Genomic DNA, 13,953 nt, shown 5'->3' on the forward strand with positions numbered 1-13,953 from the left:
AGGTATTGAATATTATCATTTTTCTTCAAAATGAATTTTTATATCTCTTCCTTTCCATTTTAGCGTACCGAAAGTGGAGGCAATGAACGAATTTACTCCGATTGAAATTAGCATTAATAATGATAACGGATGCAGAATAGTTGATATAACAACGCTGTGCTTAAATCCAATGCTTAAAAATATTCTCCATAAAATATTTAGAGCAACCGCAATTGTAGCAAATGGGCGTAATTCATTATCAAAAAGCAAAAAGTAGGGTAAGATGCCGCAAATAAAAATTAGTGACAGTAGAATAAAAAACGGGATTGCTTTGAAATCGGTTAGCCCATAAATATTTTTACTTAAGCCCTGCCATATTTCACCAAAGTTTGAATACATCTTGCCATAGACTGCACCTGTTCCGGCAGTAGTTAGGGTTTTAATTCCGGCATCTTTTGCCGCTCTGCTTAAAGCAACATCTTCAACGATATGATGCTTAACCGCATTGTGTCCACCGATTTTATCATAAGCCAGCCTTGTAAAAGCAATCCATTGTCCATTTGCGGCAGCAAAAACCTTAAACGGAAGAAGAAATGTTGTCCACAAAATTAGTCCTGAGTAAATGATTAAATCTATAACCGGAATGATTAATTTTTCCCAGAATGAATTTGTAAATTGCTGTGGAAATGCTGAGAGCATACCCAGATTATACTTCTGCATGTATGCAACCGTGTTACTCACAGCAAATTTCTCATGAAAATTATCGGCATCGGTAAATATTAAAATTTCACCTGTTGCATTTTCAGCAAGTTGTCGGCAGGCATTATTCTTGCCGAGCCAACCGGGCAGTAAGTCCCCGCCTTTTAATAATCTGAAATTATCTGAATTTTTATATTCCAGACAAATTTTGTATGTGTTGTCTGTTGAATTATCATCAAGAATTATAATTTCGTAATTCGGGTAATCCTGATTGACGATTGATTCAATAGATCTTCTGATATTTTTTTCTTCATTTCTTGCCGGAACCAATATTGATACCATCGGAAATGTCCGAATTTCAATTTTTTTCCGCAAAAAAGGTCCAACAAATAAATTCGTAGCAGCAGTAAAAATTAATATTAAAAGTATAAAACTTATAAATACAAAATAAATAATCCAAAATACAGATAAATTGGAAATTAAAGCTAAAATAACACCGGATAATTCACTCAAGATATCCATTTATATCTCACGGTTATAATGAGTATAATCTTTTACTACTTTATTAATAAAATCGAGTGGTGATTTATCGGATTTTACTCCCATTTTTTCTTCAAGAATATTCTTAACTTTATAATTTCCTTCAATTACTTTAGTTGGAATTTCGGGCAGCCTGTTTGCTTTTAGCAGATCTTTGCAAGTATTGATATCACTTTCAGAGAGTTTAACAGCTTCGGGAAATTCAGGTATGTAGAATGAGTCATCCGTTTCTGAGAATAAAGTATCATCAAGCGAAATTTGACTTTTTAGACTGACTACCATTGTGCCTGCCGCCAAATCTCCAATTCTTTGTCCTTTTCCGTTTAAAAATATTACTAATGCAGCAAGCCCTCCGCTTGAAAACCAAATATCAATCGGACGCAGTATCCATCTTAAAAAATATTGAACTATTGTTGGTTCGAGACCATCAGTTCTTATTACCCTAATTTCCATTACTTTCTTACCAATAGACTGACCATTGGCAAGAGTTTCAAATATTAAATCATAAAAAACTACTGGTGTAAGAAAAATAAAATATAAATAAGTTGTATCCAGAAGGAATGTAGTAAGAAAAATCAAACTTAGAAATATTGAGTAAAATACCAAAATTATCAAATCAATAAATGAAGCAATTATCCTTTCGACAAGACCCGCAGCTTTATATTCTAAAAAAACATTGTGAGTTGTATTAAAATTTATACTATCCATAGATTTTTTTTATTAATTTTGTAAATGTTTAAAATGTAAAAATACAATGAAAGAAATTATTTTTCTGCAAAAAAATCAACCTTCGTGGGAAATTGTTGAAAAGTTTGTCAAAGGAGAGGTAAATTTATCACCTGACGAACTTAAATCAGCATATACAAATTTAGTTGAAGCACTCTCATATTCACGAACTTTTTATCCTGACAGCAAAACCTCGCTTTATCTAAATAATCTTGCATTGAAGGTACATACTAAGATTTATTCAAAAAAGAGATTTGACTTTGAAAATATAAAGAGATATTGGGTGTATGAGCTTCCGCTTTTGATTTATCAATCAAGAAAGGAATTTTTAATATCTTTCTTGATTTTTTTTGTGGCTGTTATGATTGGAATAATTTCTACGAAGTACGACGATTCCTTTGTGAGAATCATTCTGGGTGATGATTATGTCAATATGACACTTAGAAATATTGAAAAGGGTGACCCGCTTGCTGTTTACAAAAAAGCAAATCAACTTGATATGTTCCTGGGGATAACATTCAATAACATAATGGTATCATTCAATGCGTTTGCTTTCGGGCTTATGACGCCATTAGGCACCGGAATTATTTTATTCAAAAATGGGGTTATGCTTGGATCTTTTCAGCAGTTTTTTGCCGGTCAGGGGTTGTTTTACGATTATTTAAAAACTGTCTGGATTCACGGTACATTTGAAATATCAGCAATAATCATAGCCGGAGCAGCCGGAATTATTTTAGGCAACAGTTTTTTATTTCCCGGTACATACTCCCGGTCAATATCTTTCAAGATGGGAGCCTTGCGGGGTGTAAGGATTATTTTAGCTTTAATTCCAATTTTCATTATCGCGGGATTTCTTGAAGGATTTGTAACAAGATTAACAGAAATGCCGGATGTAATCAATTTTTTGATAATTATTCTGTCATTATCATTTATGATATGGTATTTTGTAATTTATCCAATTAAAATATATAAGAGGAGTACTGATGTTGAACTCATTACAGATTAAGTTTAACGAATATCGCAAGTTTTCAGACTTGATGAACGTTACTTTTACTTTCACACGACATGAACTCAAGCCTTTGTTCAAATCCTTATTACTGATGGCTTTGCCGCTGTTAGTTTTGTTAGGTATTGTCTTAGGTATTTTTCATGCAGAGAACATGAGCCTAGTCCAATCGGATAATTTAGGAAATCTCGAAAATTTTGGAATAGAGTTTCTACAGAACATGATTATTCAGTATGGGCTTATAATCATAATTTATTACTTGTCAATAACTGTAATTGGTGCAATTGTTTTGGGATATATTGTCGAATATATAAATAACGGACCTCAGGTTCCATTTGAAAATGTTCTGGCACAAGTGAAAATATATCTTCCCCGTCTTTTAGCTCTGAATCTTGTATATTACTTAATTGTTGGTTTTGCATCAATATTTTTATTCGTTCCTGGAATATATCTTGGAATTGCTATGGCAATATCACCTGTGGTGCTGGTCTTTGAGGATACGGGAATAGGTGGTTCGCTCAAACGCAGTATGTATCTTGTTAAAGGCTATTGGTGGAGAACTCTGGGCTACTTGATTGTTATAGGAATTGTTTATACTCTTATAAGCGCAGTATTTGGCCTTCCGGCAGGTATGCTTAGTCTGCTTCAAACTCTTGGAGTAGTAACAGCTGCACCTGATAGTCCTGCAATATTGATGATTACAATAATTGCCAATATTATTTCAACAATATCTTATCTATTTTCAGGACTTGTTGTTATTTTCATGGCATTTTACTATTACAGTCAATTTGAATTAAAAGAAGCAGGTAACTTGATGAAAAATATTGAAAATATGGCTTCAGAAATCAAATAAGTTGTACCGGATCAAAAATATTAATTTAAATAAAATCAAGCATTCATTAGTTTATGGGGGCTTGATTTTAAATATTTTTGTTTTTAATATGATGCTATTTACAACAAGTTCATTTTCACAGTATGACAAGTATGACACTTCAGATGCATCATCCGATAATATGGATGATACTACTTTCATTCAGAAAATGACTAATGCCAGCCATGGTTTCTATATTGACTCACTTGTAAATTACGATTCAACTGATTATGAGATTCGTGAATTTGATAAATCTAAGTTCATTAAATTTAAAAAGGATAGAAATTTTAATTATTTGAGAAATGAAGCTCCTCAATTTGATTTAATGGAATATATTTGGAATTTAATAGACAGATTTATTATTTATCCGATTCAGAAAATGGTTGGACTTGCGAGGGCTCACTATCTCCTTGGGTTTATAATTCTAATTCTTGCTATTTTTGTTGTAATTATGATTATCAGAAAAAAAAGAGCAACAGGAATAGATAAGAAATTATCTAATCCAAATGCAAATTTTACTTTTAATCTCAAAGATGTTCATTCAATTGACTTCGAAGGTGAAATTGATAAATGCTTGAAAAATAATGATTATTCTGGTGCTGTCAGATTGCAGTTTCTAAAAAATTTAAAAGTATTATTTGACACCGGTGTTTTAAAATTCCATATAAGTAAGACTAATAGTGATTATTTAAAGGAGATAAAAAGAAAGGAACTGGCTCATCATTTCACAAAACTTTCTGATATTTTCAACTACGTATCCTATGGAAAGTTTGAATTAACTAAGCCTGATTATTCTTTGATAATAAAAATATTTAATGACTTTTCAGAAAAGGTGATGAAGTATGAACAGTCTTAAAATTATTTATATTTTCTCGGGAATTGTTTTTGTTTCTTTATTATTTTATGAATTTACAAAGCCTAAGAGATTTAGTTGGACGCCAACTTATGACGTTAATGACAAAAATCCCTACGGACTTTTTATACTGAAAGAATTAGCAGGTGATATTTTTTCAAAATCCGGTATTGAAGTATATCCAAAGACATTTTATGAGTATTTAAAAGAGTACGATGTATCTGATAATATAGGTATTTACTCCAAGAGTCCCAAGAATTTTCTTATGATATCAAATAACATTCCGCTAAGTGGTTCTGATGTTGAAGATATTATTGAATTGCTTAAACGGGGTAATAATGTATTTGTATCCGGCTTAAAAAATGATAATATAACAAAATTGCTAGGACTTAAATCACAATATTTATATACACCGTTTAGAAGTGGTTTTAAGTACGATACTACAAATAAAGTGCTCCAATATTTGAATGATGATGAGAGTTTTTACCTACCAATCAGCTCAGGAGATTATTATAAATTTGACAGCTTAATGATTTATCCGATTGATATTTATGCTGTTTATCATTATTACAAGCCCAATAATGAAAATTATCCCGTAATTATTGGTACAAGCGCATTTGGAGGTAAATTGATTTTGTCTTCTTTACCCGCAATTTATACAAATGTAAGCTTGATGAATGATGATTTGCGTAGATTTGCTCAGAAATCACTTTCATTGCTGCCTGACAATCCGACAATATTGATGAATTACTGGTCTGAAGAATCAACTCCCCTTAGGTTTATTTTAGCAAATAATTCGCTTAGCTATTCATACCATATTTTGCTGTTAACTATTATATTTTTTATGATTTTTGGTATCAAACGCAAGCAACGTATTATACCTGTAATTGAAAAACCTAAGAATTCCTCTGCTGAGTTTATTTCAACAATTGCAACTCTATCATTTGCTGTGAAGGATAATAAGGAAATGGCATTAAAAAAGATAAACCACTTTTATCATTTTATAAAGAATAATCTTAATACAAATATATTTTTTGGAGATAAAGAATTTTATGATTATTTGTCGGGTAAGTCCGGTATATCATTGGAAAATATACGGTTATTATTTAAATTGATAGATGATATCACTCAATTAAATACGATAGATGATAAAATTCTTGAAAAACTAAATAACGAAATTGATAATTTTTACAGAAAGGTTAAATTATGAGCGATAATAATAATATTGAATTTCAACCAAGAACTGATTTGTCTGAGTTTAAAAGCAAGATAGATGCAGTCAAATATGAAATCTCTAAGGCATTGATAGGTAATCAGGATGCGGTCGAAATGATACATACAGCACTGATTGCCGGAGGTCATATATTGATTGAAGGGGTTCCGGGTATAGCAAAAACCCTTATGGCTAAACTCACTGCCAAAACTCTTGACCTTGATTTCAGCCGAATTCAGTTTACACCGGATCTTATGCCCTCGGACATCACAGGAACATCGGTTTTTAACCCAAAAACGCTTGAATTTGAGCTTCGTAGGGGACCAATTTTCTCTAATATTGTTTTAGCGGACGAAATCAATCGTGCTCCAGCCAAAACACAATCTGCACTATTTGAAGTAATGGAAGAGAGACAGGTAACAATTGACGGCACTTCTCATAAGTTTCCGGAATCATTTATAGTGCTTGCTACACAGAATCCTATAGAGCAGGAAGGAACTTACAGACTTCCTGAGGCTCAGATTGACAGATTTATTTTCAAAATTCTGCTTGATTATCCCAAATTAAATGAAGAAATTGATATACTCACTTTGAAAAATAAGGATTTACGCTCGCATAATATTGATGAGATTGAATCAGTTTTAACAGAAAATGATTTATCTGAACTTAGAAGTGTATCGGCTAAAACATTAATAAATCAAGAGCTTATAAAATATATTGCTGAAATCATTCAGGCTACAAGAAAGAATAAATCATTATTCTTAGGGGCTTCACCTCGCGGCTCGGTGGCTGTATTGCAGGCATCAAAGGTATTTGCGACAATTTCGGGCAGGGATTTTGTTACTCCCGAAGATATTTTGAAAGTCACATATCCAGCTCTAAGACACAGAATCATTCTATCTCCCGAAAAGGAGATGGAAGGAGTTACACCTGATGAAGTCATAAGTTCAATTATTCATGGTATTGAGGTTCCTCGTTGATAAATTTTTTGAAATCATATTATCCTGATTACCGTCTATTTTTTTCGTTGGTTGTTGTTTCAATAATCTATGTATTAGGATATTTTTTCAAAGAATTATCGCTTATAGCTGATATTTTGTTAACAGTTATATTGATTGCAGCTGTGCTAGATATTATTTTTCTATTCAGAAAATCTCAAATTACAGCACACAGAATTACTCCTGAAAGGCTATCTAACGGTGATGATAATTATTTAACATTAAGAATAATAAATAATTATAATACCAATATCTTACTTGAAATAGTTGATGAAATTCCTTATCAATTTCAGAAGCGGGATTTCAAGATTATTGATAGAATTTCAGCCAATAGTCAAAAGCAGATTGATTACATTTTAAGACCGATAGAAAGAGGCAGTTATCAATTTGGAAATCTTAATATTTATACCTCAACAGTTATAGGATTTTGCAAGAGAAAATATATTTTTTCAGGTGGTGCTGAGGTTCAAGTTTATCCATCATTTCTGCATCTCAAACATTACGAAATGATTGCTGTTTCCAATAAAAGCTATTCTTATGGTTTTAATGAAGTTAGTAAATTAGGCAATTCCATGGAATTCGAGCATATTCGCGACTATCGAATTGGAGATGATTATCGAACAATTAACTGGAAAGCCACTGCTCGTCGAAATGACCTGATGGTAAATCAGTATATAGATGAAAGGTCTCAAAATATATATTCCTTCATTGATATGGGAAGAGTAATGCGTATGCCTTTCAATGGTTTATCTTTGCTTGATTATGCTATAAATACATCACTTGCTATGAGTTCAATCATTCTTAAGCGTTATGACAAAGCCGGTCTTCTGACTTTTGCAAAAGATGTTAAGTCATTCCTGCCTGCTATAAATCAACCGCAGCAGCTACCTAAAATTATGGAAATGCTATATAACTCTGAAACAAATTTCGAAGAGAGCAGTTTTGAATATCTCTACACATTTGTAAGACGTAAAATTCCTCAGAGAAGCCTGTTAATGATATATACAAATTTTGAAACGATTGATTCTATGAGAAGAAATCTTGATTATATTCGCCTGATAGCTAAGTTTCATTTGCCATTGGTTATATTTTTTGAAAATACTGAATTAAGTAAATTATTGGATGACATTCCACAAAAATCTTTTGATATTTATAAAAAAGTGACCGCAGAGCAGTATATGATTGATAAATACGAAATAATTAATGAACTTAGAGCAAATGGTATTATTGCAATGCTAAGTAAACCCGAAAATTTAACTTTGAATTCAATCAATAAATATTTAGAAATTAAGTCTAGAAGATTAGTTTAGAGATATGGAGTAAATAGTATGATTTTAAAGTCGCATTTTTTGCAACCGGAGAAAGATAAAAGTGTTTCTTTCCTGGAAAATTATTATCTTGAAACAGATGATAAGGGAAAAATAATTTATTTCGGCAGAGATAATGATGTTGTTAATAGTTACCAGATGAAGGGATTTGTTGATATGACCGATAAAATCATCATTCCGGGAATGATAGATTTACACACTCATATTCCTCAATATCCTGCGTTAGGTCTTGGAAAAGGAACTTTACTCGAATGGCTTGAAGATTATATTTTTCCTCTTGAAACTAAGTTTGACAATCAGGAATATGCCTTTTATTTGTCACGTGTTTTTTTTGAAGATTCAATAAAATATGGTACAACAACTTTAGTTGCATATTCGAGTTCAAGTTTTTCAGGCACTAATAGTGCTTTTAAGGCTGCTAAAGAATCCGGCATAAGGGCTTACATTGGTATGTCGCTAATGGATCTGAACGCTCCTTCGGCGTTACAAAAAACAATTAATGATAATTTGATTGATACAGAAAAACTCATCAATAAATGGCATAATTCTTCATCAGGAATGCTTAAATATATTGTAACTCCAAGATATGCTCTTTCATGCTCTCATGAATTGATGTCAAAAGCCGCTATTATTGCAAAAACTCATGATTTGTACATTCAAACCCATCTTGCAGAGAATAAGGAAGAAATTAGACGAATATATCAAGCCTATCCTGAGCACAACACTTACACAGATGTTTATGACTCCGCAGGTATTTTGGGAGATAAAACTATTCTTGCTCACTGCATATATTTAAGTGATTATGAGGTTGACTTGATTAAAGATAGGAATGCTAGCATTGTTCATTGTGCCTCATCGAACCGATATCTGAAAAGTGGGGTTTTCCCATTCAAGAAGTTAAGTAAACTCATCAAAACGGGTATTGGAACTGATGTCGCAGGGGGTATTTCTATTTCACTTATTAATGAGATTAAAGCAGCCGTTGAGACGAGTAAGACATATCAGATTATGGGTGGTGATGAATCTGACGGCTTGTGTCCACAAGAAGCACTGTGGACAGTTACAAGGGGAAATGCAGAGATTCTGGGAATAGATAATGAAACAGGTAGTTTTGATTTAGGAAATTTCGCTGATTTTATTACTTTTGATACTGATAGATTTCGAATTTTGAATGAGAATATTAAAAGTGAAACTGTAATAAATAAACTCGTATATATTCTTGGTAATAATATACCGGATGATGTTTATATAAATGGCAAGTTAATGTATAGTTCAGGAAAATAAAAAAAGGGTTACCATAAATTTAATTAGAAGGAAACCCTTTTAAACATAATCATTTAATACTAAATATTTAATAATAAGGTTATTTCTTAATTGTAATCTATTTTGCTTTACCTTGATTTGCAACTGCTTCCATTGCTTTGCGGACATCTTCCTCATCACCAAGGAAATTGCGGCTTAACGGCTGCATATTTTCATCAAGTTCGTAAACTATTGGAATGCCGGTTGGGATATTGAAGTTCAGAATATCCTCTTCGCTCATATTTTCAAGATGCTTAACCAATGCTCTGAGTGAATTTCCGTGAGCAGCGATAATGACATTTTTACCGGATTTAATATCAGGTACAATTTCATCATTCCAAAGCGGCATAAATCTGTCCACTGTATCTTTCAGACATTCACCTTTTGGAAGAATATTTGCGTCAATACCATCATATCTTGGGTCGTTGCCGGGAAAATGCTCGCTTGATTCATCTACAAACGGCGGTGGAGTGGCATAACTGCGCCGCCATACTTTAACCTGGTCTTCGCCGTATTTTGCTGCCATATCCGATTTATTCAAGCCCTGTAATGCACCGTAATGACGTTCATTCAGGCGCCAGCGACGATTAACGGGAATCCACATCAAATCAAGCTCATCTAAAGTGAACCAAAGTGTGCGGATAGCACGTTTCAGAACCGAAGTATAAGCAACATCAAATTTAAAACCGGCTTCTTTTAATGATTTTGCGGCTTTTTGTGCTTCCTCACGCCCTTTTTCGGATAAATCAACATCAACCCATCCTGTAAAGCGGTTTTCTTTGTTCCAGACACTTTCTCCGTGTCTTACAATCACAAGTTTATACATTTTTACACCTTATTTTTTCTAAGTAATTTAAACATTTCTTCGGCTCGTGCAAGCTCATCAGTTGTGTTAATACCCTGCAACTCCTCGAATGGAGCGGCATTAATTGCATGAACAAGCCGACCTTCTTCTTTCATAATTTCAATAATATCAGTCAGATAATACTCGCCCTGAGCATTATTGTTTTGTACTTTACTAAGTGAATTGAACAACAATTCAGTATTGACGATAAAAATTCCACTGTTGATTTCATCAATTTTTCTGATTTCCTCATCAGCATCTTTATGCTCGGTAATTTTAAGAAAATTTTGTGATTCATCGCGCACAATACGACCATATCCACTTGCGTCAGGAGCAATTGTTGACAGAACCGACGCTTCTGACATACTTTCAAGATGCAGATTGATAAACTTATTTAATGATTCAGATGTCAGAAGTGGCACGTCGCCCGCAAGAATCAGAGTATCACCATCAAAATCCGCAAGCAGATTTCTTGTCATATCAACAGCATGGCCTGTTCCAAGCTGCTGATTCTGTTCTGCAAACTCAACATTTGCAAAGCCGTAGCTTGAAACAAAATCAATCACAAGTTCCTTGTGATGTCCTACTACGATTACCATACGCTCCGGATTAAGTTTTTCAACTTCACTCAGCACATAATATATTAAGGGTTTGGAGTCAATTTCTGCTAATACCTTAGGAATATCAGGATTATTCATTCTTTTGCCTTTACCGGCAGCAAGAATTACAACAGCAATAGGTTTATTATTCATTTTTACTTCGTGGCTTCAATAATTTCAGTAATAGATTGAATTTTATTTTGTTTATCAAGTAAAACAACAGTTGGGTGATAACCTTCAATTTCTTTGGAATCAATCAGGCAATAGCTCATGATGATTAGCAAATCACCAACGGCTCCTTTACGTGCAGCAGCACCATTCAGGCAAATAGTCCCCGAACCCCGCACACCCGGAATCACATAAGTTTCGAATCTTTCTCCGTTATTGATGTTTACCACTGACACTTTTTCATAAGTCTTAACATCAGCCGCATCCATCAAATCCTCGTCAATAGTCAGACTGCCTACATAATAAAGCTCTGCCTGCGTAATTGTCGCCTGATGAATTTTAGACTTCAAGAAATTTCTTAGCAAATTTAACTCCTTGATTTTACACGGTATATAAATATTGTAAAATCTTCTCAAAAAATTATAAATATCATTATATACTACGAAATAAATCAAATAATATTGAAAAGATAGTTTTTTTCAACATCTTATGAAAAAACAAAATTTATTAAAACTTAAAAAACATTTCGGAAATTTGAGTACAGATTTTTAATATTTACTTTACCGATTTTTTTATCTTTATAATTATCCTTGATATTCTGCGCAGCAGTTACCAATTCTTCAGTTTTGATTCCTACACTGCACGAACTCCATGCCTCCAGAAATGCTGTCAAATGGTCAGCGGCTCTGATTGCCACTCCGTCAATGGGGTTAAATTCGGGCATGTTGTATTTTTCGTTTAAGTCATCAGTTGTCAACCCTTCAGAGATAATTTTGTCGTCAATAAGGATTTTATTTTCAAATTCATCAATTATAAAGTATTTAATTTCATCAATCCATTCTCTTTCGATTAATGGAAAAATTTCATTTTCGGCAAGTTGCATTTCCAGGTCTTTGATTAATTTATCAAATTCACTCGATGAACGTTTGATGGGTGATATTATATCTCTTGTTACCGCCTCCGGTAAATCATGAAAAAGTCCCCCGAAAAAGTTGTTATATATTCTTTTAATGCAAGCACCATTCTCAAGTGAAAAAAAATAGGAAATTATAGCAACGAGTAATGAATGTCCAAGCACAGATGTCTGCGGCGTTCGTGGCACCTGAGCCCATCGAAGTTGAAATCGAAGCTGTCCTGTAAGGTCAATGAAATTTGCTATTGTATGCCTGTTCGTAATTTTCTGAATTCCAATCAGATGTTTATAATTATCAATTCTGTTTAATAAATCGGTCTCAAGTCGAATATTTTGGTAGCCAAATGGATTGGATTGCCTTATAATCTGAAATTCCCAATAACTTGAGTATATATGTGCAGCTTCAAGTATTTGCTCTTCGATTACTTCGCTTCCTTCAGAAAAAAGGAATTCACGAAGTTCTTTTGTTATCACATCATTATCAATCTTAGGCTCAAGCTGTTTGAATATGTAATTATTTAGCTCTTTGAAAACAGCTTTGTTTTTTCGTACTTCAGCATAAATTGGAGATTTTATGTCAGATATAATAATTCTGCGAATTAGTTCGTATATTCCGTGTTTGATTACTATATCCCAGTTGATGACCTTACCGTCTGCTTCTTCGTATTTCCCAAGGCAGTAAGCAATCATCATCTTATGGGCGTGCTTATCCATTTCAATAAGGTCCATTGGTCTGATGCGGTCATTCCATCGTTGTATATAAAAACCCCTGAAAATCTCATTTAAAAGCGAAAAATTTATGAACATCATTTTGCCTCAGTTTTACCTGATTTAATCAAATAAATCAAATAAAATATCAATATTTGGTGTTAAAATAATTTCTGTTCTGCGGTTGGTAGCACGTTCTTCGGGTGAGTCACCATCCTGAATCGGGAAAAATTCACCTCTGCCGGAAGCAATAATTCGTTTCGGATTTACTTTACCATCAACAGTTAAATATCTGACTACTTCAGTTGCACGCATCACACTCAAATCCCAATTATCTTTGAATCTGCCTGCTTGAGCTGTTATTGGCTGGTTGTCTGTATGACCTTCAACTAATATATTTATATCTTCCTGCTGATTAAGTACAACAGCCAATTGAAGAAGCGCATCAAGTCCTGTTTTATCAATTACTGTTGAGCCGGTCTTAAAAAGAAGTTTATTAGAAAGTGATACATATAGTTTACCATCTTTAACATAAACCGAAAGTCCGCCTTCTTCTACACCAGCCATAGCACGCTGAATTCTTTCCCTCAAAGCAGTAAGAAATCTGTCACGCTCTTCAAGTTTTAATTTAATCTCTTCTATTCTTTTTTCACGATCTGCAATATCTTTTTGAAGTTCTTCGAGCTTCGTAATCATACTTAATGCACCGGCACTTGAGTTTTTCTTCAGTTCATCATAAGTTAATTTTAAGCTATTCAATTCACTTTGCAAATTAGCAAGTTCGCGATTCAGATTAAGATTTCTGCTATTTAAATTACTTATCACATTTTTAAGCGAGTCATTGCTTGATAAAGCAATATCACGCTCGCCAACCATTGCATCATATTTTCCTTGCGATACACAAGATACAAAAATTAAGCTAAATGTAGAAAATAAAATTATTAATCTAATCATTAGATTTCCTGAAAATGTTTATTAAATAATAATGAATAACGTTGAAAACTGATAATTAGTATCAATTTCACAATTGTTAAAAATAACTAAAGAAATTAACAAATAAAAAAAATACTTTTTTGTCTGCTTCGTTATGCCATTTGTAAATGAGTTCCGTTGGAGGTGCTGTGTCTATATGATGCGGCTGAGAGAGTCTCCTCGAACCTGATCCGGGTAATACCGGCGTAGGGAAACGGCTGTAAGACATCCGCT

14 protein-coding genes and 1 riboswitch are annotated in these 13,953 nt (G+C 33.2%); of the genes, 7 read left to right on the forward strand and 7 right to left on the reverse strand.

Annotated features, from left to right (window positions below; all coding sequences use genetic code 11):
* Positions 1 to 15: 15 nt before the first annotated feature.
* Both KF896_00560 and KF896_00565 read right to left on the reverse strand, forming a co-directional pair.
* Positions 16 to 1,200, reverse strand: coding sequence for a glycosyltransferase (locus KF896_00560; protein ID MBX3042185.1), 1,185 nt, complete (start codon positions 1,198 to 1,200; stop codon positions 16 to 18).
* Positions 1,201 to 1,926, reverse strand: coding sequence for an RDD family protein (locus KF896_00565; protein MBX3042186.1), 726 nt, complete (start codon positions 1,924 to 1,926; stop codon positions 1,201 to 1,203).
* A 46-nt stretch (positions 1,927 to 1,972) separates the two neighbouring features.
* Between KF896_00565 and KF896_00570 the strand changes: the two genes are divergently transcribed.
* The 7 genes from KF896_00570 (at position 1,973) to KF896_00600 (ending at position 9,497) form a co-directional block, all read left to right on the forward strand.
* The gene (locus KF896_00570; protein ID MBX3042187.1) at positions 1,973 to 2,950 is read left to right on the forward strand and encodes a stage II sporulation protein M; all 978 of its coding nucleotides are present in this window, start codon (positions 1,973 to 1,975) and stop codon (positions 2,948 to 2,950) included.
* Complete coding sequence (locus KF896_00575) at positions 2,928 to 3,803, forward strand: hypothetical protein (protein MBX3042188.1); 876 nt, start codon at positions 2,928 to 2,930, stop codon at positions 3,801 to 3,803. The genes KF896_00570 and KF896_00575 overlap by 23 nt, the downstream gene beginning before the upstream one ends.
* A gap of 88 nt (positions 3,804 to 3,891) precedes the next feature.
* Positions 3,892 to 4,677: a hypothetical protein gene (locus KF896_00580; protein MBX3042189.1), complete on the forward strand. Its 786-nt coding sequence runs from the start codon at positions 3,892 to 3,894 to the stop codon at positions 4,675 to 4,677.
* Positions 4,664 to 5,884, forward strand: a complete 1,221-nt coding sequence (locus tag KF896_00585; protein MBX3042190.1) for a hypothetical protein — start codon at positions 4,664 to 4,666, stop codon at positions 5,882 to 5,884. Before KF896_00580 ends, KF896_00585 begins: the two co-directional genes overlap by 14 nt.
* Positions 5,881 to 6,867 (forward strand): MoxR family ATPase, encoded by a 987-nt coding sequence (locus KF896_00590; GenBank protein MBX3042191.1) that lies wholly within the window; start codon positions 5,881 to 5,883, stop codon positions 6,865 to 6,867. The genes KF896_00585 and KF896_00590 overlap by 4 nt, the downstream gene beginning before the upstream one ends.
* A 62-nt stretch (positions 6,868 to 6,929) precedes the next feature.
* Positions 6,930 to 8,195, forward strand: coding sequence for a DUF58 domain-containing protein (locus KF896_00595; GenBank protein MBX3042192.1), 1,266 nt, complete (start codon positions 6,930 to 6,932; stop codon positions 8,193 to 8,195).
* An 18-nt stretch (positions 8,196 to 8,213) separates the two neighbouring features.
* Positions 8,214 to 9,497: an amidohydrolase family protein gene (locus KF896_00600; GenBank protein ID MBX3042193.1), complete on the forward strand. Its 1,284-nt coding sequence runs from the start codon at positions 8,214 to 8,216 to the stop codon at positions 9,495 to 9,497.
* Between the two features lie 97 nt (positions 9,498 to 9,594).
* On the opposite strand, the gene gpmA is transcribed toward KF896_00600, so the two are convergent.
* The 5 genes from gpmA to KF896_00625 all read right to left on the reverse strand — a co-directional run bounded on the left by gpmA (position 9,595) and on the right by KF896_00625 (position 13,701).
* Positions 9,595 to 10,341 carry a 2,3-diphosphoglycerate-dependent phosphoglycerate mutase gene (gene gpmA, locus KF896_00605; protein ID MBX3042194.1) on the reverse strand — a complete coding sequence of 249 codons (747 nt, stop codon included), beginning with the start codon at positions 10,339 to 10,341 and terminating at the stop codon, positions 9,595 to 9,597.
* A 2-nt stretch (positions 10,342 to 10,343) separates the two neighbouring features.
* Positions 10,344 to 11,111 carry an NTP transferase domain-containing protein gene (locus tag KF896_00610; protein MBX3042195.1) on the reverse strand — a complete coding sequence of 256 codons (768 nt, stop codon included), beginning with the start codon at positions 11,109 to 11,111 and terminating at the stop codon, positions 10,344 to 10,346.
* A gap of 2 nt (positions 11,112 to 11,113) precedes the next feature.
* Positions 11,114 to 11,491 (reverse strand): aspartate 1-decarboxylase, encoded by a 378-nt coding sequence (locus tag KF896_00615; GenBank protein ID MBX3042196.1) that lies wholly within the window; start codon positions 11,489 to 11,491, stop codon positions 11,114 to 11,116.
* Between the two features lie 149 nt (positions 11,492 to 11,640).
* Positions 11,641 to 12,849 carry an HD domain-containing protein gene (locus KF896_00620; GenBank protein ID MBX3042197.1) on the reverse strand — a complete coding sequence of 403 codons (1,209 nt, stop codon included), beginning with the start codon at positions 12,847 to 12,849 and terminating at the stop codon, positions 11,641 to 11,643.
* A 21-nt stretch (positions 12,850 to 12,870) separates the two neighbouring features.
* Complete coding sequence (locus KF896_00625) at positions 12,871 to 13,701, reverse strand: flagellar motor protein MotB (protein ID MBX3042198.1); 831 nt, start codon at positions 13,699 to 13,701, stop codon at positions 12,871 to 12,873.
* Positions 13,702 to 13,849: 148 nt separating this feature from the next.
* Positions 13,850 to 13,949: riboswitch (TPP riboswitch) on the forward strand.
* Positions 13,950 to 13,953: the final 4 nt, after the last annotated feature.

The sequence above is a fragment of the Ignavibacteriota bacterium genome, from assembly GCA_019637995.1.
Classification (GTDB): Bacteria; Bacteroidota; Ignavibacteria; order Kapaibacteriales; family UBA2268; genus JANJTB01.